The organism is Streptococcus sp. KHUD_012 (assembly GCF_052588255.1).
The window spans coordinates 88691-114974 of sequence record NZ_CP159355.1; the positions used below are offsets into that span (position 1 = coordinate 88691).

The 26284-nt window shown below is 44.1% G+C and carries 25 protein-coding genes and 1 pseudogene; 2 read left to right on the forward strand and 24 right to left on the reverse strand.

Going from position 1 to position 26284, the window contains the following annotated elements:
* Positions 1 to 16: 16 nt before the first annotated feature.
* The 7 genes from ABVF55_RS00585 to tgt all read right to left on the reverse strand — a co-directional run bounded on the left by ABVF55_RS00585 (position 17) and on the right by tgt (position 5073).
* The gene (locus tag ABVF55_RS00585) at positions 17 to 313 is read right to left on the reverse strand and encodes a 50S ribosomal protein L23 (protein WP_003009593.1); all 297 of its coding nucleotides are present in this window, start codon (positions 311 to 313) and stop codon (positions 17 to 19) included.
* Positions 313 to 936 (reverse strand): 50S ribosomal protein L4, encoded by a 624-nt coding sequence (rplD, locus tag ABVF55_RS00590; RefSeq protein ID WP_003009591.1) that lies wholly within the window; start codon positions 934 to 936, stop codon positions 313 to 315. The genes ABVF55_RS00585 and rplD overlap by 1 nt, the downstream gene beginning before the upstream one ends.
* Positions 937 to 960: 24 nt before the next feature.
* Positions 961 to 1587, reverse strand: a complete 627-nt coding sequence (rplC, locus tag ABVF55_RS00595; RefSeq protein ID WP_003010846.1) for a 50S ribosomal protein L3 — start codon at positions 1585 to 1587, stop codon at positions 961 to 963.
* 81 nt (positions 1588 to 1668) lie between these two features.
* Entirely contained in the window at positions 1669 to 1977 is a 309-nt protein-coding gene (rpsJ, locus tag ABVF55_RS00600) for a 30S ribosomal protein S10 (protein WP_003009585.1), read from the reverse strand.
* A 331-nt stretch (positions 1978 to 2308) separates the two neighbouring features.
* Positions 2309 to 2689, reverse strand: coding sequence for a hypothetical protein (locus tag ABVF55_RS00605; protein WP_445285362.1), 381 nt, complete (start codon positions 2687 to 2689; stop codon positions 2309 to 2311).
* Between the two features lie 202 nt (positions 2690 to 2891).
* Positions 2892 to 3803: a helix-turn-helix domain-containing protein gene (locus ABVF55_RS00610; RefSeq protein WP_445285363.1), complete on the reverse strand. Its 912-nt coding sequence runs from the start codon at positions 3801 to 3803 to the stop codon at positions 2892 to 2894.
* Between the two features lie 127 nt (positions 3804 to 3930).
* Positions 3931 to 5073 (reverse strand): tRNA guanosine(34) transglycosylase Tgt, encoded by a 1143-nt coding sequence (tgt, locus tag ABVF55_RS00615; RefSeq protein ID WP_003010858.1) that lies wholly within the window; start codon positions 5071 to 5073, stop codon positions 3931 to 3933.
* 150 nt (positions 5074 to 5223) lie between these two features.
* Between tgt and ABVF55_RS00620 the strand changes: the two genes are divergently transcribed.
* Positions 5224 to 6093: a DUF975 family protein gene (locus tag ABVF55_RS00620; RefSeq protein ID WP_340281871.1), complete on the forward strand. Its 870-nt coding sequence runs from the start codon at positions 5224 to 5226 to the stop codon at positions 6091 to 6093.
* A gap of 57 nt (positions 6094 to 6150) precedes the next feature.
* On the opposite strand, the gene ABVF55_RS00625 is transcribed toward ABVF55_RS00620, so the two are convergent.
* The 16 genes and pseudogenes from ABVF55_RS00625 to hisS all read right to left on the reverse strand — a co-directional run bounded on the left by ABVF55_RS00625 (position 6151) and on the right by hisS (position 23980).
* A complete protein-coding gene (locus ABVF55_RS00625; protein WP_031576673.1) occupies positions 6151 to 6603 on the reverse strand; it encodes a CoA-binding protein in 453 nt (150 codons plus the stop codon).
* Positions 6604 to 6737: 134 nt separating this feature from the next.
* On the reverse strand, positions 6738 to 9383 hold the full coding sequence (polA, locus tag ABVF55_RS00630) for a DNA polymerase I (protein ID WP_445285364.1): 2646 nt from the start codon (positions 9381 to 9383) through the stop codon (positions 6738 to 6740).
* Positions 9384 to 9640: 257 nt separating this feature from the next.
* The gene (locus ABVF55_RS00635) at positions 9641 to 11104 is read right to left on the reverse strand and encodes an alpha-L-fucosidase (protein ID WP_445285365.1); all 1464 of its coding nucleotides are present in this window, start codon (positions 11102 to 11104) and stop codon (positions 9641 to 9643) included.
* 141 nt (positions 11105 to 11245) lie between these two features.
* Positions 11246 to 12022, reverse strand: a complete 777-nt coding sequence (gene trpA, locus ABVF55_RS00640) for a tryptophan synthase subunit alpha (protein WP_445285366.1) — start codon at positions 12020 to 12022, stop codon at positions 11246 to 11248.
* 1 nt (position 12023) lies between these two features.
* A complete protein-coding gene (trpB, locus tag ABVF55_RS00645) occupies positions 12024 to 13229 on the reverse strand; it encodes a tryptophan synthase subunit beta (protein WP_445285367.1) in 1206 nt (401 codons plus the stop codon).
* Positions 13219 to 13806: a phosphoribosylanthranilate isomerase gene (locus tag ABVF55_RS00650; RefSeq protein ID WP_445285368.1), complete on the reverse strand. Its 588-nt coding sequence runs from the start codon at positions 13804 to 13806 to the stop codon at positions 13219 to 13221. The genes trpB and ABVF55_RS00650 overlap by 11 nt, the downstream gene beginning before the upstream one ends.
* Positions 13793 to 14560 (reverse strand): indole-3-glycerol phosphate synthase TrpC, encoded by a 768-nt coding sequence (gene trpC, locus ABVF55_RS00655; RefSeq protein ID WP_445285369.1) that lies wholly within the window; start codon positions 14558 to 14560, stop codon positions 13793 to 13795. Before trpC ends, ABVF55_RS00650 begins: the two co-directional genes overlap by 14 nt.
* Entirely contained in the window at positions 14557 to 15561 is a 1005-nt protein-coding gene (trpD, locus tag ABVF55_RS00660) for an anthranilate phosphoribosyltransferase (RefSeq protein WP_445285638.1), read from the reverse strand. Before trpD ends, trpC begins: the two co-directional genes overlap by 4 nt.
* A gap of 9 nt (positions 15562 to 15570) precedes the next feature.
* Positions 15571 to 16131, reverse strand: a pseudogene (locus ABVF55_RS00665) (aminodeoxychorismate/anthranilate synthase component II); the annotation flags it as partial.
* A complete protein-coding gene (gene trpE / locus ABVF55_RS00670) occupies positions 16128 to 17486 on the reverse strand; it encodes an anthranilate synthase component I (RefSeq protein ID WP_445285370.1) in 1359 nt (452 codons plus the stop codon). The pseudogene ABVF55_RS00665 and the gene trpE, both read right to left, overlap by 4 nt.
* A 513-nt stretch (positions 17487 to 17999) precedes the next feature.
* The gene (locus ABVF55_RS00675; protein WP_070594340.1) at positions 18000 to 18362 is read right to left on the reverse strand and encodes a DUF1304 domain-containing protein; all 363 of its coding nucleotides are present in this window, start codon (positions 18360 to 18362) and stop codon (positions 18000 to 18002) included.
* Positions 18363 to 18377: 15 nt separating this feature from the next.
* A complete protein-coding gene (locus tag ABVF55_RS00680; RefSeq protein ID WP_003009542.1) occupies positions 18378 to 18806 on the reverse strand; it encodes a MarR family winged helix-turn-helix transcriptional regulator in 429 nt (142 codons plus the stop codon).
* A gap of 268 nt (positions 18807 to 19074) precedes the next feature.
* The gene (locus tag ABVF55_RS00685; protein ID WP_445285371.1) at positions 19075 to 19704 is read right to left on the reverse strand and encodes an HAD-IA family hydrolase; all 630 of its coding nucleotides are present in this window, start codon (positions 19702 to 19704) and stop codon (positions 19075 to 19077) included.
* The gene (locus tag ABVF55_RS00690; protein ID WP_070464639.1) at positions 19701 to 20981 is read right to left on the reverse strand and encodes an MATE family efflux transporter; all 1281 of its coding nucleotides are present in this window, start codon (positions 20979 to 20981) and stop codon (positions 19701 to 19703) included. The genes ABVF55_RS00685 and ABVF55_RS00690 overlap by 4 nt, the downstream gene beginning before the upstream one ends.
* A gap of 50 nt (positions 20982 to 21031) precedes the next feature.
* Complete coding sequence (gene thrC, locus ABVF55_RS00695) at positions 21032 to 22516, reverse strand: threonine synthase (protein WP_195424312.1); 1485 nt, start codon at positions 22514 to 22516, stop codon at positions 21032 to 21034.
* Between the two features lie 180 nt (positions 22517 to 22696).
* Entirely contained in the window at positions 22697 to 23980 is a 1284-nt protein-coding gene (gene hisS, locus ABVF55_RS00700; protein ID WP_201087958.1) for a histidine--tRNA ligase, read from the reverse strand.
* A 170-nt stretch (positions 23981 to 24150) separates the two neighbouring features.
* Here hisS and ABVF55_RS00705 point away from each other — a divergent pair, with 170 nt between their 5' ends.
* The gene (locus ABVF55_RS00705; protein WP_013904437.1) at positions 24151 to 24492 is read left to right on the forward strand and encodes a metal-sulfur cluster assembly factor; all 342 of its coding nucleotides are present in this window, start codon (positions 24151 to 24153) and stop codon (positions 24490 to 24492) included.
* Between the two features lie 162 nt (positions 24493 to 24654).
* Here ABVF55_RS00705 and ABVF55_RS00710 read toward each other — a convergent pair whose 3' ends face one another.
* Complete coding sequence (locus ABVF55_RS00710; RefSeq protein WP_070586605.1) at positions 24655 to 25929, reverse strand: uracil-xanthine permease family protein; 1275 nt, start codon at positions 25927 to 25929, stop codon at positions 24655 to 24657.
* Positions 25930 to 26284: the final 355 nt, after the last annotated feature.

The window sequence follows — 26284 nt, forward strand, 5'->3', positions numbered from 1 at the left end:
ATATTTTCTCCTTAGATTATTCAGCTTCAGTAGCAAACAACTCGATTGCTTTAGAATCAGCTGCAAGCGTGATGATAGCTTTTTTAGTTTTTGAAGTAAAACCAGTGTAACGTCCAACGCGTTTTGCTTTAGGTTTTACGTTTACAGTGTTCACATTCGCAACTTTTACACCTTCAAACGCAGCTTCAACAGCTTGTTTGATCAAAAGTTTGTGAGCGCGAGTGTCAACTTCGAATACATATTTGCCTGCTTCAAGTTGAGCCATTGACTTTTCAGTGATAACAGGTTTTTTGATAACATCATACAAATTCATTATGCAAGAACCTCCTCGATTTTAGAGATAGCTGCTTGAGTAACAAGAAGTTTGTCACTATTTGCGATGTCAAGAACACTTGCAGTTGTAGCAGTCGCAACTTTCACGTTTGGAAGGTTACGAGCTGAAAGAGCTGCGAATTCGTTTCCTTCTTCAAGAATAACAAGGACTTTAGAATCGATGCTCAAAGCTGCAAGAACTTTTGCAAATTCAGCAGTTTTTGGAGCTGTAAATTCAAGAGAATCAACGGCTACAAATTTGTTTTCAGCAACTTTTTCTGAGTAAACAGATTTAAGTGCAAGGCGACGAACTTTTTGAGGAAGTTTGTACGCATAGCTACGTGGAGTTGGTCCGAAGACGATTCCACCACCACGCCATTGTGGAGAGCGGATAGAACCTTGACGAGCACGTCCAGTTCCTTTTTGACGCCATGGTTTGCGTCCGCCACCTGAAACGGCTGAACGGTTTTTAACTGCGTGAGTTCCTTGACGAAGGCTAGCACGTTGGCTGATGATCACATCAAATACAACTGCTTGGTTTGGTTCGATACCAAAGATCGCATCGTTAAGAACAACTTCGCCCGCTTGTTTACCAGTTTGGTCGAATAATGTTACATTTGCCATTTTGACTGTATTCCCCTTTCCTTATTATTTACCAGCTTTAACTGCTGACTTGATAGTGATAAGAGATTTCTTAGCACCTGGTACGTTACCTTTGATAAGGATAACGTTCTTTTCTGGAACAACTTGTACAACTTCAAGGTTTTGAATTGTTACACGATCGCCACCCATACGTCCTGCAAGGTTTTTACCTTTGAATACGCGGTTAGGTGCAACAGGTCCCATAGAACCTGGACGACGGTGGTAACGAGAACCGTGAGCCATTGGTCCACGTGATTGTCCGTGGCGTTTGATAACACCTTGGAAACCTTTACCTTTAGAAGTACCAGTTACATCAACAATGTCTCCAGCTTCGAAAGTGTCAACTGTGATTTCAGCACCAACTTCCAAGCCTTCAACGTTTTTGAATTCACGAATGAAGCGCTTAGGAGCCGTGTTAGCTTTTGCTACATGTCCTTTAGCAGGTTTGTTGCTCAATACTTCGCGTTTGTCATCGAAACCAACTTGGATAGCGTTGTAACCATCTGTTTCAACAGTTTTAACTTGAAGAACAACGTTTGGAGTTGCTTCGATAACTGTTACAGGGATCAATTCGCCAGCTTCAGTGAAGATTTGAGTCATTCCCACTTTTTTCCCTAAGATTCCTTTTGTCATGAGAAAATAGTTCCTTTTCTATAGTTTTTTATTCAAAAAGTTTTTAACGAGCGTTTTTTATGCTCTGGATCAAGCTTTAGATTAAAGTTTGATTTCTACGTTTACACCACTTGGAAGATCCAATTTCATCAAAGCGTCAACTGTTTTTTGAGTTGGGTTGATGATGTCGATCAAACGTTTGTGTGTACGCATTTCGAATTGTTCGCGAGAATCTTTGTATTTGTGAGTCGCACGAATGATTGTGTAGAGGCTACGCTCAGTTGGAAGTGGGATTGGACCCGCAACTTGTGCACCTGTACGAGTAGCTGATTCTACGATTTTTGCAGCCGCTGTGTCAAGTGTACGGTGTTCGTACGCTTTCAAACGGATGCGGATTTTTTTGTTTGCCATCTTTTTCTCCTTTTCGTCTATTTAAGATAATAGGCTAGCTCCACAAGAAAACCGACGCGCGTTGCGTGGCAATGCAACCGAGCGTGTCGCAACCTCTTGCATCAAAGCTAATAGCTGTTTTTCACAGCACCATAGTAGTTTAACACAAACAAAGGCCCAATGCAAGGGATTTGAGAAGATTTTTTTCGTTTTTTTTAATGAAAGTGTTTTCGAAAAATATAGAATGCTAAAAATGTTGCCATTATATAGAAAAAAGTTCTACTTTTTTAGCTAAGTAGAACTTTTTAACGTAAAGAGATACGCTGATCGCATCCTTACATCTTTTCACTTTTTATTTATTGATTTTCATGGCCGCTTTTATTTCACCAATTGTTGATGCAGTGCTTGTATCTTGGAATGATTTTAACTCTTTATTTCCTCTCTCATCAATAGTTTCAACTGGATTACTATAATCATCCGTGGAACTCGTTGTAAATCCACCGGATTCATCAGCAATAATTACTTTACTATCAGGTAAATTACCAAAATAATCATTTATTTCTTTTTCTGATTTACCTCTTAAGAGTTTTTTATAGATTTGTATTGTTTGGTTTTTCTTTTGATCGATTCCTGTTGATTCAGCAATGGCGTTTTTTTGTAATGCATACGATACAATCCCAATAGTTAGAACTGTTGCTATTAGAGATATGATCTTTTTAGTTTGATTAGCCATTTTTTTCACCTACTTTCTTAAACAGGATTTTCTCCTCTAAACGATTTCTACGGAATTATTTCTAATCCATTTGCTATTTACACCACCAACAAGTTTCAACAAATAATAGTATCAAATTAACCATATCACCCTCCATTTTCTTTCTTTGTGGTTATTATAGAACCTTTAAACATAGTTTAACAGGACAAAAATGTCCTGCTAATTATTTGATATCCTGTTGCCATTCCTGTTTTAGTTTTTTTAGTAGCATTTCTTCTTTAATCATTTCTGCAAAGTGTATAGCTGATTCGTAATACTCTTTGGCCTCTTTTTTATCATTCTTATAACTGAGATAATATTTCCATTCAAACATATCTATCAAAGATTTTTTCTGATAGTCTTGAGTTCGTTCCATAATTTGAATTAACCTGTCTAATATTTCTCTAACTTTTTTATAATCACCTAATCTAAAAAACAACCCTAAAGCTAGAAAAAGTGTATCTCTCAATACAAATTGCTGATAGATTAATAATTCACCATCATCTACCAATAACCTTTGTACAATTTTCGGTAATAATTTCCATCCTGGATTACAGTATATGTCATCATCGTGTATCATTATTATTAAAAGTAATTTAATCAACAAAAGATCATTTAAGGTATATGTATTCTTCTTTTTTAGTTGATCAAGATAATCCTCCAATAAATGATTCCCAAGTTCAATCAATTCACTCTCATTAACATCGGATATAGTGGTTAAGATATCAACAATCAATTGCTCCTCTTCAGGCAAATCTTCATAATAATTCTCATATATGATTTCGAAACGTTTTTCCTCTTCATAAATCTTTCTTTTATCCGAATACGTCGTATTTCTTAATAATTGGTATTTTAAGTCTAAATATTCTTTTGGTAATTCTGTATAGTCTGGCATCAATGAAAATAAATTCATGTCTAGTCGTTCAGCTAAAAAATTTATCTTAGTTAATGTTGGTCTCGACAAGCCTGACTCTATTCGAGTTAATTGACGCACAGTCAACTCGCTCTCATCCTGACACAACTCTTCTTTGGTCATTCCTTTTTGTTTTCTATATTTTTTCACAAGAGTTGCAAATTTTCGAAGATCTTCTACCATAGTTATCATCCTTCCTGAATACATTATACCCAATAACAATTCTGCTTACAACAATATCGATGCTCTATGAAATTTAATCAAAAAAGTTCTACTTTTCAGTAGAACTTTCTTTATTTTTTATCTATTCCTAGAAATTCCGTCCTGATTTGTTATAGCCATATTTTTCGACGAAATGCTCCCGGAATTCTAAGAGATTGTCATCCATGATGGCTTGACGGACCTGTTTCATGAGGTTGATCAAGAAGTATAGGTTGTGGTAGCTAGTCAAGCGAATGCCGAAGGTCTCATCTGCCTTGAGGAGGTGGCGAAGGTAAGCTCGGGTATAGTTCTTACAAGTGTAGCAATCACATTCAGGATCCAGCGGTGTAAAGTCTTCTGCAAATTGCGCATTTTTCACTACTAGGCGTCCTTGGCTAGTCATACAGGTACCATTTCGCGCAATCCGCGTCGGCAAGACACAGTCAAACATGTCCACTCCACGAATAACGCCATCAATCAGACTGTCTGGAGCTCCTACTCCCATGAGATAGCGTGGCTTGTTCTCTGGTAAGAGCGGCGTTGTGAAATCTAGTACCGCATTCATCTCTTCATGGCTTTCCCCAACAGCTAAGCCACCGATGGAATAGCCTGGAAAGTCCATGCTGACCAAATCTTGGGCAGACTGACGGCGCAAGTCTTCAAATCCAGCCCCTTGGACAATCCCGAAAAGACCTTGATCATGAGGGCGACGGTGAGCCTTTAGGCCACGTTCTGCCCAACGACTGGTCCGTTCGATTGATTTTTTCACATAATCATAGGGCTGATAGAACTGAGGACATTCATCAAAGGACATCATGATGTCGCTTCCTAGATTGTTTTGGATGGAGATGGCCTTTTCTGGAGAGAGGAACATCTTCGAGCCGTTGAGGTGGTTTTTAAAGGTTACCCCTTCTTCGGTGATGTTGCGGGTATCCGCTAATGAATAGACTTGGAAGCCTCCACTATCTGTCAAAATTGGCTGGTCCCAGTTCATGAACTGGTGCAGTCCTCCTGCTTTTGCAACCAAGTCGTCCCCCGGACGAAGCCAGAGATGGTAGGTGTTGGCCAAGATAATGCCGGAACCCATTTCCTTGAGTTCTTCTGGCGATTGGGTCTTAACGGTTGCCTGAGTCCCTACAGGCATAAACATTGGGGTTGGGAAGGTCCCGTGAGGGGTGATAATTTCTCCCAGACGAGCTCCTGTATGCTTTTCTTTTTTGATTAATCGATATTGAATCGGTGAATCTGTCATGGTTACCTCCGTACTGGGAAAAACATTCCCAGCCTTCTTATTCCTGTCACAGTTTTCCTGTGAGCACCTGTACGATTGTACCAAATTTTACCAGCTCTGTCACGGACTTATGTTATAATAAAAAGTACTACTATGAAGAGAGTGTCATCTATGAACCTTAAACTGATTCGCCTCCGGGCACGCACCATGCAAGTCCAGCAACCGGGCTTAGCTATCCTTTTTGCTCTTCCGGTCCTGTTGACCATTCTTGCTAACTTTCTCTTAAGCGGGCAAGATCTGATCGATCTACTACCGGATATGACCTTGCAGCAAGCAAGTATCTACATGATCCAGCGACAGCTCTTTCCTTCTGTCGTCTCCTTTGTCATCTCCATTTTAGTGGTCGGTGCGACTTTTAGCTATTTAGATACGATTAATCCCAAGATCGAACACCGAACACGCGTCTTAGATATCTTTAAACAAGATCGCTTTACCTCTGTATTTGCCACCTTGATCTTGAAGCAAGTCGTCCTCTTTTTATGGGGAGTCATTCTCTATGCGGGTAGTCTCATCAGCACCTACGCCAGCATTCGATTTTTGGCGATCTACGATAAGGTGAGCAACCCTAGCACTCTGAGTGCTTCCAGTCCTGAATTCCAATCTCTCATGCAACAAATGCCTCTGATGACTGCTGGTGTCATACTTGGCCTACTTGGCCTCCTCTTTTACCTGCCACAATACTACAGTCTCAGCCTGGTCGAATTGATCCTCTACGAGCAATTACGAGACGGCAACTACAAGGGAGCCTTTGGAGTCCTTCGCCAAAGTCGTGAAACCATGAAAGGGTTCCGCAGCAATCGCTTGGTGCTCGATCTAACCTTGATTGGTTGGTACTTCTTGAATTACTTCACGCGCGATGTCATCGGCTTTTATACCATGCCTTACTTTATCAACTGCCAAATTGCCTTTTATGATCAAATCAAGCAGATTAAACAAGGGCCGCGCCATTTTACAGGCCATCCAAACCATGAAACTGAATAAGAGTAAGAAGAAAACCCCAGCAAGCTGGGGTTTTCTTCTATGTCAATTGTTTATCATTTATAAACCGTATAGGGAGTCTCCTAAGATCAGTCGGGTGTGTTCCCGTTTGATACAGCGGTTCATGACAATATCTTCTCGTCCAGCTCCACGAAGGATTTCTTCTGCTTCTTGATTTTCCAGCTCCAATTGTGCCCAGAAAATTTTCGCATCCGTCTCAATAAAATCACGTGCCACATCTGGTAAAAACTCACTGCGACGGTATACATCGACGATATCTACTGGGAAAGGAATCTCCTGCAAGCTAGCGTACACCGTTTCTCCAAGAATCTGGCCACCGGCTGCACGAGGATTAACGGGAATAATCCGATAGCCCCGCTCTTGCATCTCCTTGCTGACACGATGACTGGTCGTCTCTTCACGGTCAGATAATCCAACCACAGCGATGATCTTGCTGGTTTCTAGGTAATGTTTGATAATGCCATCACTAGGATTGCGAAATGAATAAGCCATAAGAATCTCCTTTTGTATGCGTTTCCTTTCTTTAAATAGTATAACAATACGGAAGGCATTGCAAGTGTTTGTCGTTAAAAGCGGTAGGGAACTGAAAAGTCTCCTACCGCTTTCTGTTTTGGACAAACTCAATCTTATTTGGCTTCATACCATGTCTTGCCTTCGTTTTCATCGGCTTCCAGTGGTACTGCAAGTTCGATAGCGGATTCCATGGTCTCTTTGACGAGTTCTTTGATCGCCGTCAGTTCATCACTTGGTACTTGCAGAACGATTTCATCGTGCACTTGAAGAAGCATCTTGGTCTTGTATGCTCCTCTTTCTAGCGCTTGGTCCAAGTGGATCATGGCAATTTTCAAGATGTCTGCTGCAGATCCTTGGATTGGTGAGTTGATAGCTGTCCGCTCCGCAAAGCCTCGAACATTGAAGTTGCGAGAATTGATATCTGGAATCTCCCGACGACGCTTGAAGAGGGTCTCCACATAGCCTTTGTCACGCGCTTCCCGTACCACTCTCTCCATATAGTCCTTGATGCCAGGGTAGCGTTTGAAGTAAGTCTCAATGTAGGCCTTGGCTTCTTTTCGACTGATCCCTAGGTTATTAGACAGTCCAAAGTCGGAAATTCCATAAACCACACCGAAGTTTACTGCTTTTGCATTGCGACGGTCATTCGGCGTCACGTCTTCTGGTTTTTCAATATTGAAGACGCGCATAGCAGTCGATGTATGGATATCTGCCCCATGCTTAAAGGCATCAATCAAATGCTCATCTCCCGAAATATGGGCCAAGACGCGCAGTTCGATCTGTGAATAGTCCGAACTCAACAAGACACTGTTTTCCTCTTCTGGGACAAAGGCTTTACGAATGAGACGGCCTTGTTCCAAACGGACAGGAATGTTTTGCAGATTGGGATCCACGCTAGACAAACGGCCTGTCTGCGTCAAGTCTTGCACATAGCGGGTATGGATTTTCCCATCTTCCAAAATCCAGTCTTGAAGCCCGATGACATAGGTTGACTGAATCTTAGCAATCTGGCGGTATTCGAGAATCTTAGACACAATCGGTGCAATTGGAGCCAGGCGTTCCAAGACATCAACAGCCGTCGAATAGCCGGTTTTAGTCTTTTTGGTGTATTCAAGAGGGAGTTCCAATTTTTCAAAGAGGATGACCCCCAATTGTTTTGGAGAATTGATATTGAACTCTTCTCCTGCCAACTCGTAGATTTCTTGGGTCAGGCGCTCCAAGACTGCTTCGTTTTCCACCTGCATGTCTTGGAGGGTCTGGCGTTCTACTTTAATCCCTGCGATTTCCATTTTGGCCAAAACAGCTGCTAGTGGTTGCTCCATATCATAGAGCAAATCTAGTTGGTCATGGGCTTGCAACTGTTCCACCATGGGCTCTTCGGTATCCAGTAGAACAGCGACTTTCCGTGCCAAATGCTCTAATAGGACCGCCTTTTCTGGGATAGCTTTTTTGGCTCCCTTGCCATAAACGACTTCGTCCAGCGGCAGCGCAATCTGACTATAGAGACTCGCAATGGTTGAAATTTCATTGTCCTCTACGGTCGACAAGAGATACTTGGCCAATCGACTGTCAAATGCGGGATTTTGAAGGGTAATGCCCAAGTGGCTGAGCAAGACCTTGGCCCGTTTGAAGTCATAGACCTTGAGGGGCGTTTTTTCGAGAAATTCTTTGAAAATCGGTGTTTGTAAAAGACCAGTATCTGTACTCGCGTAGAGCTGACCTTTGGTCCCCCATGCGAAACCGATGATGGGTTCCGTATGGTAATTGTCCCCAAAAATCTCAAAATGGAAGAAACTATCTTCCGTGAGCATATCTGAAGTGACCCGCTCGACTTCTGTATAGTCAATGGCTACAGGAGCCTCTTCTTCTCCACTGAGATCCAAGGCCTGACGGAGTTGCTTGAAGCCCATCTCCTCATAAAACTTGGCGAGATTTTCTAGATGAGGGCCCGTATAGGTGATATCGTCCAGGCCAATTTCAATGGGCGCATTGGTATCAATGGTCGCCAAAGTCTTAGACAGGTAAGCCCGCTCCTTGTCGTTGATGAGATTTTCCTTCATCTTGGAAGCCTTCATCTCGTCAATATGCTCGTAAATGCCATCGAGAGAGCCGTATTCTAGGAGTAGTTTGATCCCGGTCTTTTCTCCGATCTTAGTCACACCTGGGATATTATCCGACTTATCTCCCATCAAGGCCTTGAGGTCGATAAATTGCTCTGGTGTCAGCCCCATCTTTTCTTTCAGATAGGCTGGAGTGAATTCCTCAAACTCCGCTACCCCTTTTTTAGAGATTTCAACAACCGTATTGTCATCTGTCAGCTGGATCAAATCCTTATCCCCTGAAACAATGGTCACATCAAATGGCACCGAGGTAGTTTCTGCCATCTTATCTAGCGTTCCAATAATATCATCCGCTTCATACTGGGCCAGCTCATAATGGCGGATTCCCAAATGATCCAGTTGCTCACGAATGAAAGGAAACTGCTCGCGGAACTCATCTGGAGTTTTTGCACGGCCCCCTTTGTAGTCGGCATACATCTCCGTCCGAAAAGTCGTCTTTCCTGCATCAAAAGCAACGAGGACATGGGTCGGTTGGATGCGCTCCAATAGATGGCTCAACATGAGGTTAAAGCCATAAACCGCATTGGTATGCAGACCATTGGAATTTTTGAAGCGATCAATTTGATTATAGAGTGCAAAAAAGGCACGAAAAGCGACGGAAGACCCGTCGATGAGTAGTAATTTATTCTTTTTTTCCATAGGCCTATTATACCACGAATCACAAGGTCTCTGGTACATAAAAACTCTACCCTTTCGGGTAGAGCCTTCTTTAGGAGTTTCTTATGAAAAATGAAGAGAAGTGTTTATTCGCCGTAACAAGAACCTTGTTGTGGCAATTTCTTAAAGCGTTTTGGATAATTAACTGAGATTTTCATTTTCTGTACCTCATTTCTTATTGGATGAGTACAGTATACAAGAGAAACCTAAACGATTCCTTATAGAAAGCTTCAAGAAAACTAAAAGCTGAGACGCAAAACACGCAGTTGTTTTTTGCTGCAAGCTGGTAACTGAAGATGGAGCCCTGTCTCATCTTGTCTCCAAGAAAGGGGCTGGCTTTCTCCAAGGAGCTCTAGCTTTTGAATGCGCGCATGAAGAATTCTCGGTTGCTTGAGGTCATAGGCGAGAGATGGCAAGGTCAGCTCTTCTGTCCTTCCACTTGGTTCCAGCTGGATGGCATAAAGAAAGCCATCACGCATGGTATAGCGGAAATCTTGGCTGGTATAGAGTGGTGCTTGTCCATCTGAGAAGGAACCTTCCTGGGCCTCGGTCGGTCCGTCCGATGACACCCGCCAAGGCCGGCTCTGATAAATGGCTTCTCCGTTTACCGCCAGCCAGTCCCCGATCTCTGTAAGGATGTCTTGATCTTGCTCAGGGATGGTGCCATCTGCCTTGGGTCCAATATTGAGCAGAAGGTTGCCATTTTTGGCCACAACATCAACTAGATTTTGCAACAATTCCTTACTGGTCTTGTAGGCTAGATCCTGGGTATAGCACCAAGAATTACGGGCATTTGCAGTATCCATTTGCCACGGAAAAGCTTGCGTCTCTCCGTATCCTCCCCGCTCCATCTCAACGATTCCTGAACCGAAAGGGAGGGCATCCTGTTTGTAACAAACAGCCACCTTGCGATCCTCTTGTGCTACTAGATTGTAATAATAAGCCAAAAAGCGCATCAAGTAGGGACGGAAACTCTCATGCTGGATCCACCAGTCAAAATATAGGAGCTCTGGTTGGTAGTCCCGCACCAGTTCACAGGTTCGCAAAAGCCAATCTTCCAAGAATTCTTTGCTTGGATAAGGCTTGGAAGTCAGATCAAAATGATCCTTGGGCTCTGACTCGGCTGGCCAATAAAGGCTGTCTCTTGGGACTTCTTGCGGAATGTCACTAGTGAATTCCTTGCCATGTGAAAAGAAAAACTGGTGTTCTGCCCGGTGAGAGGACGTACAGAAGTGCAGGCCACGTTTTTCTGCTTCCTCCCTCAGCTCTCCTAAGACATCTCGTCTCGGCCCCATTTCTAAACTATTATAAGGCGAGAGAGTAGAGGCATACATCTGAAAACCATCGTGGTGCTCCGCAACTGGGAAAAGATACTGAGCTCCCGCTTTTTGAAAGAGATCTAGCCAAGATACCGGATCAAAGCGATCGGCTGTAAATAGAGGAATGAGATCCTTGTAGCCAAAGATAGCCTGATCTCCAAAATGCGCTCGATGATAGTCATAGCAAGGATTCCCTTGGATATACATATTTCGCGAATACCATTCCGAACCGAAAGCAGGTACACTATAGACGCCCCAGTGGATAAATATTCCAAATTTGGCATCCCGATACCAATCTGGACAGACTTGATGGCTAAGAGAGTCCCAGGTTGGTTCAAAAGGACCTGACTGGATGACTTGATCAATCTCTTCAAGGCTTATCATGCTCTTCTCCTCTTTTCTTGTTACTACCTCTATTGTAACGAGAAACCCTCGTTTGTAAAGAAAAACGAGGGGAATGTTTAAAATAGTAGACAAAGAGCTTGATCTAGGAGAATCAAGCTGATGATGAATGAAATGAAGCTTCTAGCCCTTCACTGCTTGAGAAATAAAACGAGCGATGGCGTCTGTCTCCCCTTGGTGGAGAGCCTTAACAATTTTGGACCCCACAATAACCCCATCTGAGACCTTGTTGAAACGGTGAACATCCTCCATGCTGGAAACTCCAAAACCTGTTAAAACAGGAATGTACGCTATTTCGTGTAATTGGGCCAAGTGGTGATCCAAATCATCTCGATAGCTACCAGCTTTCCCCGTCACCCCATTGACAGCAACGGCATAGATAAATCCTTCTGCATCATGGATTAATTTCTTCTGGCGCTCGATTCCTGTGGTTAAGCTCACTAGCGGCACCAAAGCGATGTCTTTATCCACTAAGAGAGGCTCTACCAGATCTGCATGCTCATGAGGAAGATCCGGAATAATCACTCCCTTGACCGCTGTTCCTTCTACATCTCTAAAGAAGTTTTCAAGCCCATATTGGAACAAGGGGTTGAAATAGGTCATGATGACCAAAGGAACAGTAGTCTTCAAGCGCTGGATCGTTTGCACCAGTTCCTCTGTCGTCGTCCCATGGGCTAAACTTCGTAGTCCTGCCTCTTCAATCACAGGACCATCTGCCACCGGATCTGAAAAAGGAATGCCAACTTCAATAGCTGAGACACCAAGCTCCTCCAAAAAGTGGATGGTTTCCTGCAAACCTGCTAAACCTTTTTCATGGTCTCCTGCCATGATATAAGGAACAAAGATCCCTTGCTGCTGGTCTTTCAGCTCTTGTAAATGCTCTGTTAAGGTCTTTCTCATCTTACTCTCCTTTCTCTTCTTCTAGGCGGTCTTTGACTTGTACCACATCTTTGTCCCCACGACCTGACAAGCAAACGATCATAGATTTTTCAGGCCCCATCTCCTTAGCCAACTTCACCGCATAGGCGATAGCATGGCTCGATTCCAGAGCTGGAATGATTCCTTCTACTTTTGAGAGCAATTGAAAAGCTTCCAGCGCTTCTTGGTCTGTCACAGGTACATAGGTTGCCCGCTTGATGTCATGGAAATAAGAATGCTCTGGTCCAATTCCTGGATAATCGAGACCTGCTGAAATGGAGAAGGCCTCTAAAATCTGTCCATGCGCATCCTGTAAAACATCCATCAAGGCTCCGTGAAGGACTCCCGGGCGCCCCTTGGTCAAGGTTGCTGCATGCCGGTCTGTATCTACCCCAAGTCCAGCTGCTTCCGCCCCATACATGGCAACAGATGGATCCTCCACAAAAGGATAAAAGAGACCAATGGCGTTCGATCCGCCTCCTACACAGGCGAGGACCGCATCTGGTAGAGCACCGTCATTTTGCTCTGCAAATTGGCGCTTGGCTTCCCGACCGATAACACTTTGAAAATCACGGACAATTTCTGGGAAGGGATGGGGGCCTAGAGCAGAGCCCATGATATAGTGGGTATCCTCTACGTTTGCTACCCAGGCTCTCAGGGCTGCATTGACCGCATCCTTGAGGACACGTGACCCATCTGTTACTGATTGAACCTTGGCGCCCAACAATTCCATCCGAAAGACATTGAGGGCTTGGCGTCTGACATCTTCTTCCCCCATGTAGATGGTACATTCCATATCAAATAAAGCAGCGGCTGTTGCCGTTGCAACACCGTGCTGTCCGGCCCCTGTTTCTGCGATGATCTTCTTTTTGCCCATCCGGTGTGCCAACAAAACCTGTCCTAGGGCATTATTAATTTTATGAGCCCCTGTGTGGTTGAGATCTTCTCTTTTTAGAAAAATCTTGGCTCCGCCGACATACTTGGTTAGATTCTTAGCGTAATAGAGCGGTGTTTCCCGACCGACATATTGTTTCAGAAGCTGATCCAATTCTGCTTGAAAAGAAGGATCTGCTTGACTTTCTCTGTAGGCTTCTTCTAATTCTAAAACTGCTGTCATCAAGGTTTCAGGGACAAATCGTCCTCCGAACCGCCCGTAAAATCCGTTTTGATCTGGTTGTTTATATGCCATGTTTGACCCTTTCTATAAATCGTTTTATCTTTTCTTGATCTTTTTTCCCATTTGTCTCGACCCCACTGGACACATCCGCCGCATAAGGATGAAAGAAACGAATGGCCTCTGCTACATTGTCTTCTGTCAAGCCTCCTGCAATAAAGAAGGGCTTTGTAACCTTTTGGGTTTCGAGTTCTTGCCAGTTAAAAGTCTCTCCACTGCCTGCTACAGGAGCATCAAAGAGCAGATAATCCGCACCGGTCTCAGGAAGAGCTCTGTCTTTCTCCACTTGAACAGCGCGAATCGTTTGTTGGGGAAACTCTTGCAAGATGGCATCATCCATCGGTCCATGCACTTGTATCAGGTCCAAGCCCACAACTTGGCAAGCTTGCTCCACTTCTTCTCTTTGTGGTGATACAAAAACTCCGACTTTTTGAACCCCCTTTGGAATCCCTATAGCCAACTGCCTAGCTTGCTCTAGCGTGACTTGACGTTTGCTCGGTGCAAAAACAAAACCAATGTAGTCCGCACCGGCCTCCACAGCTGTCTGGACGGCTTCCGGAGTGGACAGCCCGCAAATTTTAACCTTTGTCAATCTGCAACTCCTTTACTTTTTCAGCCACATTGTCTGCCTTCATGAGGGCTGTCCCAACGAGAATGCCATTAAAATAAGGAGCTAGCATGCGCGCATCTGCTGCTGTGAAAATAGCAGACTCCGAGATGTAAACCGGTTCTTGTTCAAAATTGGCCGCCACTTCAAGGCTAGTATTGAGATCTGTCTCAAAGGTCACCAAGTTGCGATTGTTGACCCCTATGATCTGAGCCCCAATCCGGTGAGCTACCTCTAGTTCTGTCAGACTATGGGTCTCCACCAAGACCTCCAGACCAAGATGGGTCGCAAAGTCATAGAGCTCCTTCAGACGAGCCTCTGATAAGGCTGCGACAATCAACAAGATAACGGTCGCCCCTGCATTTCGCGCCCGAATCACTTGCTTTTCATCTACAATAAAATCTTTGTTGAGGGTTGGAATACGCACCTGACTGGATATTTCCCGGAGATACTCGATACTGCCCTTGAAAAAAACTTGATCGGTCAAGACAGAAATCATCACGGCCCCATTTTCTTCATAGGTCTTAGCTTGCGCAACGATATCCACATCCACATGAATATCTCCCAGACTCGGGCTAGCCTTTTTCACCTCAGCAATGACCTGAAGCTTTTCTGGATGACTCTTTAGGTAATCATACAAGCGGTAGGTCTCACGCAAAGGTTGGAGCTCCTCTTCTTTCATCACAGCCACTTCACGCGCCTTTTCCTTTAGAATCTTTGGTAAGAATTCTTGACTCATTTTTGATACTCCTGTAATAATCTCAATTTCTCAAGGGCAGCCCCACTGGCAATCACTTCACGTGCCAAGGCAATCCCCTCCTTGATAGAATCTACCTTACCGTTGGCATAAAAACCAAGGCCAGCATTTAAGACCGTCACCTCTAAGAAGGGACTCGCTTCATTCTTCAAGACACTGAGCAAAATTTCCGCATTGCGTTTAGCGTCTCCACCACGTACTTGATTAATTTCGATACGCTCCATTCCCATATCTTCTGGTTGAAAGCTGGATAAGGTAACCTGTCCATTTTCCAAAATAGCGAGCTGGGTTTCCCCATCGAGGCCTGCCTCGTCCAAACCTTGTGGACCACTCACCACCACTGCGCGTTTCCTTCCCAAATTCTTTAGAATCTCCGCCGTACTTTCCAGCATATCTGGACGACTGGTTCCCAATAGCTGGGTTTCTAGAGGAATCGGATTGATAAGAGGACCGGTTAAGTTCATCACCGTTGGAACCCCTAGCGCCAAGCGAGCGGGCATAATATAGCGCATGCCAGGATGCAGATTTTTGGCAAATAGGAAGACAATTCCCGCCTTTTCAAACACTCGTCCCAAGTCTTCTGGACCCAAATCAAGGTTAATTCCTAGAGCTTCTAGTACATCCGCAGAACCGGATTTAGAAGAGATCGAACGATTTCCGTGTTTCGCCATCTTGATGCCACCACCAGCAAGGACGAAGGCAGCTGTTGTTGAAATATTGAAACTATAAGAACGATCGCCCCCAGTTCCACAATTGTCCATTGCTCCTTGAACTTCAGTCGGAATAGCGACGGCATAGGCCTGCATCACTTTTGCAATAGCCGTCCGCTCTTCAACCGTTTCTCCCTTCATTTTGAGACCTAGAAGAAGGGCCGTCACCTGGGCTTCTGAAGCACGACCAGCAACGACTTCCTCCATAGCAGCTTCTAACTCTGCACTGGTTAGATCCATTCCTTCCGCCACTTTTGCAAGCACTTGTTTCATCTTCCGCTCCTTGACTAGTTTGACAAAATTTTCGATGGTCTTGAGCCCATCTGGCGTCCCGATACTTTCTGGATGGTATTGAAAACCATAAATCGGTAAGCTGCGGTGTTGAATTCCCATAATGGCTTGATCATCCGTCGTCCGAGAGGTAATGACAAAATCCTCTGGCATGTCTTCAATCGTCAGCGAATGATAGCGCATGACTGGGACTTCTTTTGCGACACCCGCGTATAGCGGAGATGGAGCTTCTAGCTGGATCTGGCTTTGTTTGCCATGCATGACCTGTGGTGCCAATCCCAAGCGCCCTCCAAAAACTTCCGCAATCGCTTGATGCCCCAAGCAAATCCCCAAGATTGGTTTGATCCCCGCGAAATCTCGAATCATCTCCTCCATCTTGCCCGCATCCTTTGGCCAACCTGGACCTGGAGAAAAGACCAAGGCATCTGCTTCTTGGGCAACTTGGTACAAGTCCGGATCATCATTTCGAAGCACCTGGACCTCATCAAATTTTCCGATATACTGTGCTAAATTGTAGGTAAATGAATCGTAATTATCTACTAATAAAATCATCCTTCTTCTCCAATCCTTGTCATTGATTTTGCCTTATTGACGGTTTCTTGGTATTCATTTTCAGCGATCGAATCATAAACGATTCCTGCTCCGGCCTGCACATAAGCCTTCTTATTTTTGAGGATCATGGTTCGAATCGCAATAGCAAAATCGAGATCCCCCGTCACAGAGAGATAGCCAATAGCACCCGCATAGACGCCACGTTTCTCTTTTTCTGCCTCATAGATTCGCTTCATGGCTCGAATCTTGGGAGCACCAGAAACGGTCCCAGCTGGAAGAGTTGCCTTCAGAGCCTCAATAGAGGCTAGTCCAGGAAGCAATTGACCCTTGACCACACTCGTCAGGTGCATCACATAACGGAAGAACTCCACTTCCATATATTTAGTTACTTCAACCGACCCATTTTGAGCGATACGACCAATATCGTTTCGCCCTAGATCCACCAACATCCGGTGTTCTGCGACTTCTTTTGGATCCCCTGCCAAATCAGCTGCCAATTGCCGATCACTCTCTTCATCGATCCCTCTTGGACGCGTGCCGGCAATAGGATTGGTCGTCACCACTCGATCCTTGACCGACACCAGACTTTCTGGACTAGCACCGATAATTTGGTACTCCCCAAAATCATAAAAGTAGAGATAATTCGAAGGGTTGGTCACGCGCAAATTGCGGTAATAATCCAATGGTTTACCTGAAAAATCAGCTGAAAAACGTTGACTAAGCACGCATTGGAACATATCCCCTTTTCGAATATAGTCCCGCGCTAGGGCCACCATTTCCTCAAACTCTTTTTGCTCCAAATGATTGTGGAAATGAAGTGCATACAGATCCTTGTCCTGAAACTCTTCTTTTGCAGGTCTTGCCAACTGTGCTAATACTTGCTCCAAGCTCGACGCTTGCTCTGCTTCACTCCGTCCACTATAGAGGTTCTCTTCCACCACATAGACCTTTTCCTTTTTGTGATCAAAAATCACATAGCTCTCATATAAGAAAAAGTGGAGATCTGGGGTGCCGATCGTATCTTCAGGAATGGAGCCAATGTTCTCATAGAGGCCAATCAAGTCATAGCCGACAAATCCAATCGCCCCACCGTTAAAAGGAAGTTCTTCTGAAGTTTTCGTTTTGATCGTGATGCGATTCAAAAAGTCCAAAGGATCCTCTTCAACAATTTGATCATTGTAATAGAGGACGCCATGTTCAAACTTGACTTCACTGACTGGCCGATAGGCTACAATTGAAAAACGCGCATTCTCTTTTTCACGAGGGATTGACTCCAAGATCATTTTATGGGGCGCATCCAAACGCATATAAGCCAAAATTGGACTCAACACATCAGCAGATAAAACTTTTTTCATATCAGAAACCTCTCTTTTAGAACTCTTTTATTCTAAGGAATTCCGCTGGCCCATGCTTTTCTTGCTAAGGCGATCAAGGGTATCCCACGCTCTATTTGCGCTTTGGGATCAATGTGCCTAAGCGCGCTTCGCTTGCTAAGGCACATAGAAAAGCCCTCACACAAAAACTGTGTGAGGGCGTAGTGTCCGCGGTGCCACCTCTTTTATAGGGAAAAATAGCTGGTCTTTCCCTACATCTCTATCTCCTCTATCAAGGAGTTGCACGGTAAGGGGTGCCAACCGAATTCACATGGGTTAGAATTCATTAATCATAACAGTCCAATTTTCATCAGTCGCTATTGCTTGTTCACAATTCCCACAAGCTCCCTGAAAATAGCTGACTCATTACTTTTCTGTTGCTACCATTATAACCCTTTTTCTTAGAAAGTCAATAAAATTTTTAGTCTTTTTTTATACTTTTTTCTACACTTATTTAATAAAATCAGCTCAAAGAGCCCGAGCGGCCCGTCCTTTTTATCCCAAAAATAGAATACTCAATAAAGCTAAAATTGCAGGACCACCTTGGGTCAAGATAATCTTTTTATTGGCTGTCATCGCACCGTAGGCCGCAGCTCCAATAATAAAAAGCACAAAAATTGTAACAACTTCACTATTTTTAGAGACAAACAATCCATACAAGAGGAAGGCACCAATCAAGGCATTGTATATCCCTTGATTCTTAAATAAAGAGGTCACAGATGGGCGAGCGAGTTCTTCTTTATCCATGTTGAAAACCCGACTTGTGGTATCAGATGTGGTTCTGATGCTCTCCAAATAAAAAATATACAAATGCTCCAGTGCAGCAAGACTTGCTAAAATAATCGTCAGTAATGACATCGTAGATTCTCCTTTTTATTCAACTGTTATTTGTTCAATGCCAGATACTAATTTGTCCAGCAGGTAAGAAAATTGCTCTTGTTCTTGAGCAGTCAAAATCCGACTCATCTGTTCTTTCACTGCCACATGATGGCGAGGGGGATGTTTGACCAAACGATTATAGGCCGTATCCGTCAAATGAATTAAGATTTCCCGCTGGTTTTTTGGATTTCGACTCCGATGGACAAACCCTTCCTTTTCCAATATTTTAAAATGCCGGGTTAAAGCAGCTGGATCAATCTGCAAGCGTTCCTGAACCGCGATCTGATTGCAAGGCGCTTGTTCTAATAAATCCTGCAAAATTTGATAACGCGTTAAGCTAATCCCTAGGCGCTTTTCAAAGAGTTGCGTAGTTGATTGATCTGCCAAGCGTAGTTGGTAGAGCAAATCATTTATTTCTGCCATATTCCTTCTCCGTATTATTTTTGATAAATCAATAATTGACTAATCAATTATAAAATATTTCATATCCTCTTGCAAGGAAAAGAGCTTACACTATTCTTGCGCACAAAAAAAGCCGCCTGATTGGGCGACTCTTAGGGAGATTATTATGAAAAAGAAAAGTTTTAGGATTTTTCTAAACAAAGTTAGGAGGTCTTTGTTTATGCTTCTATTATAGCGGACATTTCTTAAAGAAAGCTTACGACTTTATTTCAAAATGAAAACAAATTCTTTACAGATTCTTTTCAGCGTTTAAAATAGCTGGAATATCTAATAAACTTTCCATCTGATGATTACCTTCATAGTCAGACGTCAAGAAATTGATACTCTGAATCTGGCTATTTCTTGCAAAGTCAATATCCAGACTCCGATCCCCAATATAGTAGGTATTTTCTGGCTCCAAGCCGTACTTCTCCATCAGATACATGGCAGCTTCTGGGTCAGGCTTGCGGGCAAAACCACTTTGACTGGTCAAAATCTCTGTAAAAAAAGATTCCAAACCCAAATCCCGTAGGATGACAAAGGCATTCTCTCCCTTATGGGTATAGACAAACTGCTCAATTCCAGCTTCTTGTCCCCAGGATAGGACATCACGCGCCCCATCCATCAGAAGGACCTGGGCATTTTTCTCTGCTAGACTTTCTGCTTGACGCTGATTTAAGTCCGTCACATCCAGATGATACTCTTCCGCCACGGCTACTAAAAGATCTTGAACCGAATGCTTCAAGATGTAGTCTTTAATGCTGGCTCGGTCAAATGGAAGCTGATAAGTTGCATAGGTCTCCTCAAGACCTGCCAGAATAGCATCATAGGAATCTAGCAAGGTCCCATCCAAATCCCAAATAAAGGCTTGTTTTGTCATTTTTTCTTCTCTCCTACTTTTCGTCTATATAGCTGACTCAAAAATAGCCAACGAAAGCCATTGTCGAGCAGTGTCCCCGTCCAGACCCCTGGAAGGCCAAAGCCAAGGGTTACTCCAAGCAGATAACCGGCTCCAATTCGAATGACCCACATACCAATCGTCGTTGCATAAAATGGAAGTTTCCCATTTCCCAAGCCTTGCCAAACAGCTGTATAGATGACCGTTCCTGCTGTAAACGGCGTTCCCAACAAAGAAAAGAGGACAACCGATAGACTAGCTTCTACCGCTTTTGTATCTTGTGTGTAGAGATGGGTCAGAAGGGTGCCCCCAAAAAAGATACTCAGAGCAATGGGCAACATCAACACAAAGGACAAGCAGTAAGACTGCTTTCGAAGGCGGTCAATCTGCTCAAGATCCCCTTCGCCTAGGCTCCGTGCTACGAGCATGACCGTCGCTGTGGCCACTCCAAACACAGGCATGTAGTTGAACTGGGTCAGGGTCTCTCCGATGGCATTTCCTGCGACTGCCTCGGTCCCAAAAGCAACCACGATCGCAATGATCACCACATCTCCAGCCCGCATCATCAGCCGCTCTCCGGCAGCTGGAAGTGCTAAGTTCAAGAGCTTACGATCCAATCCCCAACGAAGGGGGGCAAAGGGTAGCCGGACCTTTTGCCACAAGAGGACAACCCCAACCAGACGGGCCAGCACAGTCCCCAAGGCTGCTCCGACAATTCCCCAACCAAAAAGGAAAATGGCCACAGAGGAGAATAGAGCATTCAAAACATTGGTCAACAGGCTCACATACATAGGAAGACGTGGATTGTTGGCCACCCGAACCAAGGAGCCCAAGGTCGTCATCAAGCCTAAGAGAACTATGGTCCCGCCGACCAAGGAAAGGTAAATCCCCCCGCTTTCAGCGACTGCAGCTTCAGTCCCCAACAGCGAAATCATCTGGCGTCCAAATAACAGCGAAGCCCCTCCTAAGAGAGCACTCAACAACAAGGTCACCTTCAGTGACTCTGTCGCATGGTAGGCAATGTTGGCTTGATTTTTTTCACCCAAGCTTTTGGACATAACACTGGCAACTGCCGCACCCAGTGCCAAAAAGATGGCTTGATAGATGGTGATGATATTCCCTGCGACGGAAACACCTGAAATGGCAATCAAGCCCAGGTGAGCCACTAAATAAGAGTCCACCATACCCATCAGCATTTGTAAGAAATTTTCACCCATGGCAGGGAGGGCAATGTTTAAGATTTTTTTGTATGAATTCATGCGTATAGAAAAGAGCCAAACGGCTCTTTTGATCTTTCTAATAGGGAGAATTACAGTCCCAAGTAGTCTTCTACTGCTGCTTGCATGTCTTTAGCAGCTACGCTTGTACGATGGCGAACCGGCGCAGTTTCAAGTCCATCTACGGCCGGTGGCACAGGAACACCTGAGAGGGTGTGTAATTTGGCCAAGGCTTCGAAATCGCCTAGACCTGTCTCGCCTGTCACCGCTTCTACTGCTACAACTGGGAATTTATAAGGACTTGCTGTAGAGGCAATGACTGTTTTAGCAGCATCCCCTGTTTGGGTCCGGTATTTTTGGTAAACGGCTGATGCTACGGCTGTATGAGGGTCTTCGATGTAATCAGACGCTTCATAGACCCGCTTGATCTCTGCAGCAGTTTCTGCTTCATCTGCGTATGCAGCCGCAAACAAATCTAAGATATCTGCATCAAAGTCGGACAATTGGTATTGACCTGTTGCAACGAGGCTTTCCATCAACTCTTTGGTCTTTGTGGCATCATTGCCTACCAAGTGGAAGATCAAGCGTTCCAAGTTTGAAGAGACTAAGATATCCATCGATGGACTAGTGGTCACCTTGAAGCTGCGTTTCTTATCATAGACACGTGTTTTAAAGAAGTCTGTCAAGACATTGTTCTCGTTTGAGGCACAGATCAATTTCCCAACTGGAAGACCGATTTGTTTGGCATAGAAAGCTGCCAAGATATTTCCAAAGTTTCCTGTTGGGACGGTGAAGTTGACTTTTTCTCCAGCTGTGATTTGACCTGTTTTCACCAATTGCGCATAGGCGTATACGTAATAGACAACCTGAGGAACCAAACGGCCAATGTTCATGGAGTTGGCTGATGAGAATTGCATCTTGTTGGCTGCCAATTTTTCACGTAGTTCAACATCGTTGAACATATGTTTCACATTGGTTTGGGCATCGTCAAAGTTTCCATCAATGGCGATGACATGGGTATTGTCCCCAGTCTGAGTCGTCATTTGCAACTCTTGTACCTTGCTGACCCCGTCTTTTGGATAAAAGACAATGATCTCTGTTCCTGGAACATCGGCAAAACCTGCCATGGCAGCTTTACCAGTGTCCCCTGATGTCGCTGTCAAGATGACGATTTTATTTTCCAGACCGTGCTTTTTAGCTGCTGTTGTCATGAAATAAGGCAAGATCGACAAAGCCATATCTTTAAAGGCAATGGTGGAGCCGTGGAAAAGCTCCAAATTGTATTGCCCATCGAGTTTGACAAGAGGAGCAATAGCTGGAGTATCAAACTTGCTGTCATAAGCATGAGAAATACAGTAGTCCAACTCTTCTGCCGTAAAGTCGTCCAAAAAGGCTGACAAAACAAGCTTGGCCACTTCTTGGTAAGAAGCGTCTTTGAGGGTATCAAAATCCAGCTCTACTTGAGGATAAGAGACTGGAGTAAACAAACCGCCATCTGTCGCCAATCCTTGAAGGATAGCTTGACTAGCTGTTACAGTATTTTTTTCATCTCGTGTTGATTGATAAACTAATGTCATGACTGTTTCATTCCTTTACTAGTAGTCTTCTCATTATATCATAAATGTCAGAAAATTTAACGGCTTTTCGCCAAATCTTGGCAAAGGTCGGAAAACAGAAGCTAGATAAAAGAGAGCAGGCGCAACGACTTTGCCCCTACTCCCATGCGAATCTCTTTTTCAGGTGTCTGCAAGACTTGATCAAGCCAATCCCAACTCTGCTAAAACAGATGGGAAGTCTTTCTTCAATTTTTCAAGAGCTACCGTTACTTCTTGACGAGTTTGGTTATTTTTCACAGTAACTTGACCGCTCTCAACTTCACTACTTCCTAAGGTAATCAAGGCTTTGGCCGCAAAGACATCTGCTGACTTAAATTGTGCCTTGAGCTTGCGTCCAAGGTAGTCACGTTCTGCCTTGAAACCTTGGATTCGAAGGGCTTGAACCAAGCTAAGCGCTGCTTCATTGACCTCATCTCCTAGGACAGCGATATAGGCATCTAGGCCTGTTTCGATCGGTAATTCAATGCCTTTCTTTTCAAGAACGAGAAGGATCCGTTCCACACCGATACCAAATCCAAAACCAGCTGTCGCAGGGCCACCGAAGTATTCAACCAACCCATCATAACGACCACCCGCACAAACTGTCAATTCATTGCCTTCAATTTCTGTAATGAACTCAAAAATCGTGTGGTTGTAGTAATCTAAGCCACGCACCATATTGGTATCGATGACATAGGCTACACCTAAGTCTTCTAACATCCGACGAACCGCATCAAAATGCGCTTGGCTTTCTTCATCTAGATAGTCTAGGATGGAAGGAGCCTGTTCAACCGCCGCCTTGTCTTCTTTTTCTTTTGAATCCAAGACACGAAGCGGATTTTCTTCTAAGCGACGTTGGCTGTCCTTAGACAATTGATCCTTCATTGGCAAGAGGTAATCAATCAAGGCTTGACGATAAGCCTGACGACTAGCAGGGCTTCCCAAGGTGTTCAAGTGCAAGGTCACATTGTCAATTCCTAGTTCTTTCAGGAATTGTGCTGCCATGGCAATGGTTTCGACATCCGTTGCAGGATTGCTCGATCCAAAGCATTCTACCCCAATTTGGTGGAATTGACGCAAACGACCTGCTTGAGGACGTTCGTAGCGGAACATTGGGCCTATGTAATAGAACTTACTTGGTTTTTGTACCTCAGGCGCAAAGAGTTTATTTTCTACATAGGAGCGGACAACAGGAGCTGTTCCTTCTGGACGAAGCGTGATATGACGGTCTCCCTTGTCATAGAAGTCATACATTTCTTTGGTAACGATATCCGTCGTATCCCCTACTGAACGGCTGATGACTTCATAATGTTCGAAGATCGGTGTGCGGATTTCATCATAATTGTATCGCGCAAAGACCTTGCGTGCAAAGCCTTCTACATATTGCCATTTCGCTGAATCGCCAGGAAGGATATCCTGGGTCCCTTTTGGTTTTTGTAATTTCATAGCCTTCATCCTTTGTCTTACTTTTGCCTCTATTTTACCACAAATTCGAAGAGAAATGGAGGCTGGATCGAATTTCCTTCGATCGACATGTTCAAATCGTCTTTCTCTTCTTGCCTTATCAGCCGAATTATGAGAAAATGGAAGCCATACTACACTGAAAGGATCTTGCGATGAGAGAGGATATCAAAATCAATGACCGCGCCCTGGCACTAGAGAAGTCGTTAATCGAAAAATTGGAGCTTGTATTTGATACCGACGTTGAGTTAGATGTCTATAACCTAGGACTGATCTACGAGATCCATCTAGATGAAGCCGGTACTTGCAAGGTGGTTATGACCTTCACCGATACGGCTTGTAGCTGTGCTGAGAGCCTTCCGATCGAAATCGTCGCTCGCCTAAAAGAAATTGAGGGGATCGAAGATGTCAAGGTCGAAGTGACCTGGTCACCCGCTTGGAAAATTACACGAATCAGCCGATACGGGCGCATTGCCCTTGGCCTTCCACCACGATAACAATCATTACCATTTAAGAAACGCAGTCAACTAATGAAGGAAGGCCTCTTCGGAAATCCGATCCACAATAAAAAACGAGGAACACCAGCTCTACCACCAGAGTCTGTTCCTCGTTTTTTATAATGTTTGAATCCATTCAAACTTTTTCACTACCAGAATGGTCTAAGCCTCGTCAGCTTTTGGTTCTGGAAGAATTTGATACAACACAATCCCAAGAATGGTTGACGTTGCGACACCCGTGATTTGAAGACCACCGAGGTCAATCATCAAACCACCGATCCCTGATACCAAGATCACACTAGCAATCAAGAGATTCTTTTTATTATCAAAATCAATCTTATGTTCAACTAAAATTTTCAAACCGCTAGCAGCGATCACCCCAAAGAGGGCAATAGACAACCCTCCCAATACAGGAGTTGGAATAGAGTGCAAGAGTGCTGATAGCTTCCCAATAAAGCTCATGACAACCGCAATCACTGCTGCGCCTGAAATAACGTAAACTGAGTAGACCTTACTAAGGGCCATAACCCCAATGTTTTCCCCATAAGAAGTTACCGGAGGAGCTCCAAAGAATCCGGCAATAATCTGAGCCAAGCCATCACCAGTAAGCGTATGGTCAAGCCCTGGATCCTTAAAGTAATCACGCTCAGTCAAACTATTTAAAACCATGAGGTGCCCAAAATGTTCCGTCATGGTCACAAAGGCAATCGGAGCCATGGTCAAAATCGCACTTGGATAGAGTTTAAAGCTATAATCCACAAATGGAATGTCAAAGTTTGGGACTTGAATCCAATGCGCCGCACTTACCTCTGAGAAATTGACAAAACTATGTCCTGTCAGCAAACCAAGAGCCAATGAGAAAATATAGCCCACAATTAATCCAAGTAAAATTGGGACGACACCGACAATCTTCTTGCCATACATGTTAAAGAGGATAACCGCAAAGAGGGTCACCATCGAAATCAATAGAGCATAACCACTATAGCTTTTATTTAAGGTTGTCGCATCAGTGACTGCATTCGCCGCAAGACTCAAACCAATTACCATGATAATGGGACCAACCACGATTGGTGGAAGGACCTTATTAATCCAATCTTTACCCGCATGCTTAACAATCAGAGCTACAAACAAGTAGACCAAACCACCCGCCATAGCACCCTGGGCAACTGCCGCGATCCCATCTGACTTCATCAGCATTTGCATCGCTGCAATATAAGCAAAACTAGACCCCATGTAAGCAGGAATCTTATACTTGGTCACTGTCAAGTGAGCCAAGGTCCCCAAACCAGATGAGAACAAAGCAATGGCAGGATCAATCCCAACCAAAATCGGCACCAGCACTGTCGCCCCAAACATGGCAAACAAATGCTGGAAAGATAAACCAACCAGCAAGCCTGGTTTTGGCATATCATTCACATCATATTTAACGTCATTCACGATCGTAAAAACCTCCTAAAATTAAGATGCGGCAAGCTATGGCTGAACAAAAACGTCTACCTTCGATGACCAAATCATAAGGACGCACTCCCTGCTTCCATCATCGACGATTTCTTTTTTATCAAACCACTTTTCAACTATACAAAAAAATCCCCCACAACAAGGAGATACACAAAATATAGGCTGGTCTTCCCAGGCCTTTCATTTCCATAGCTCCTTGCCTGCCTCTCTGGACAGTATTAAAGGATTGATTCGATTAGTCACAATTATAGCAAATTATAGACGGATTTACAAGAAAAATGACAGATAATACACTCAAATCTCCCAAAAAGTAATATTCATACGCTTCAGCGAC

Excerpts from the sequence above, each read along its gene's own strand:
- rplD (WP_003009591.1), bottom strand. The coding sequence starts at position 936 with ATGGCAAATGTAACATTATTCGACCAAACTGGTAAACAAGCGGGCGAA.
- rplC (WP_003010846.1), bottom strand. The coding sequence starts at position 1,587 with ATGACAAAAGGAATCTTAGGGAAAAAAGTGGGAATGACTCAAATCTTC.
- ABVF55_RS00705 (WP_013904437.1), top strand. The coding sequence starts at position 24,151 with ATGAGAGAGGATATCAAAATCAATGACCGCGCCCTGGCACTAGAGAAG.
- rpsJ (WP_003009585.1), bottom strand. The coding sequence starts at position 1,977 with ATGGCAAACAAAAAAATCCGCATCCGTTTGAAAGCGTACGAACACCGT.
- trpC (WP_445285369.1), bottom strand. The coding sequence starts at position 14,560 with ATGAGTCAAGAATTCTTACCAAAGATTCTAAAGGAAAAGGCGCGTGAA.
- ABVF55_RS00680 (WP_003009542.1), bottom strand. The coding sequence starts at position 18,806 with ATGGCAGAAATAAATGATTTGCTCTACCAACTACGCTTGGCAGATCAA.
- hisS (WP_201087958.1), bottom strand. The coding sequence starts at position 23,980 with ATGAAATTACAAAAACCAAAAGGGACCCAGGATATCCTTCCTGGCGAT.
- trpE (WP_445285370.1), bottom strand. The coding sequence starts at position 17,486 with ATGAAAAAAGTTTTATCTGCTGATGTGTTGAGTCCAATTTTGGCTTAT.
- trpB (WP_445285367.1), bottom strand. The coding sequence starts at position 13,229 with ATGGCATATAAACAACCAGATCAAAACGGATTTTACGGGCGGTTCGGA.
- trpA (WP_445285366.1), bottom strand. The coding sequence starts at position 12,022 with ATGAGAAAGACCTTAACAGAGCATTTACAAGAGCTGAAAGACCAGCAG.
- trpD (WP_445285638.1), bottom strand. The coding sequence starts at position 15,561 with ATGAAACAAGTGCTTGCAAAAGTGGCGGAAGGAATGGATCTAACCAGT.
- ABVF55_RS00635 (WP_445285365.1), bottom strand. The coding sequence starts at position 11,104 with ATGATAAGCCTTGAAGAGATTGATCAAGTCATCCAGTCAGGTCCTTTT.
- ABVF55_RS00620 (WP_340281871.1), top strand. The coding sequence starts at position 5,224 with ATGAACCTTAAACTGATTCGCCTCCGGGCACGCACCATGCAAGTCCAG.
- thrC (WP_195424312.1), bottom strand. The coding sequence starts at position 22,516 with ATGACATTAGTTTATCAATCAACACGAGATGAAAAAAATACTGTAACA.
- ABVF55_RS00690 (WP_070464639.1), bottom strand. The coding sequence starts at position 20,981 with ATGAATTCATACAAAAAAATCTTAAACATTGCCCTCCCTGCCATGGGT.
- ABVF55_RS00610 (WP_445285363.1), bottom strand. The coding sequence starts at position 3,803 with ATGGTAGAAGATCTTCGAAAATTTGCAACTCTTGTGAAAAAATATAGA.
- ABVF55_RS00625 (WP_031576673.1), bottom strand. The coding sequence starts at position 6,603 with ATGGCTTATTCATTTCGCAATCCTAGTGATGGCATTATCAAACATTAC.
- ABVF55_RS00585 (WP_003009593.1), bottom strand. The coding sequence starts at position 313 with ATGAATTTGTATGATGTTATCAAAAAACCTGTTATCACTGAAAAGTCA.
- ABVF55_RS00605 (WP_445285362.1), bottom strand. The coding sequence starts at position 2,689 with ATGGCTAATCAAACTAAAAAGATCATATCTCTAATAGCAACAGTTCTA.
- ABVF55_RS00675 (WP_070594340.1), bottom strand. The coding sequence starts at position 18,362 with ATGTCATTACTGACGATTATTTTAGCAAGTCTTGCTGCACTGGAGCAT.
- ABVF55_RS00685 (WP_445285371.1), bottom strand. The coding sequence starts at position 19,704 with ATGACAAAACAAGCCTTTATTTGGGATTTGGATGGGACCTTGCTAGAT.
- tgt (WP_003010858.1), bottom strand. The coding sequence starts at position 5,073 with ATGACAGATTCACCGATTCAATATCGATTAATCAAAAAAGAAAAGCAT.
- polA (WP_445285364.1), bottom strand. The coding sequence starts at position 9,383 with ATGGAAAAAAAGAATAAATTACTACTCATCGACGGGTCTTCCGTCGCT.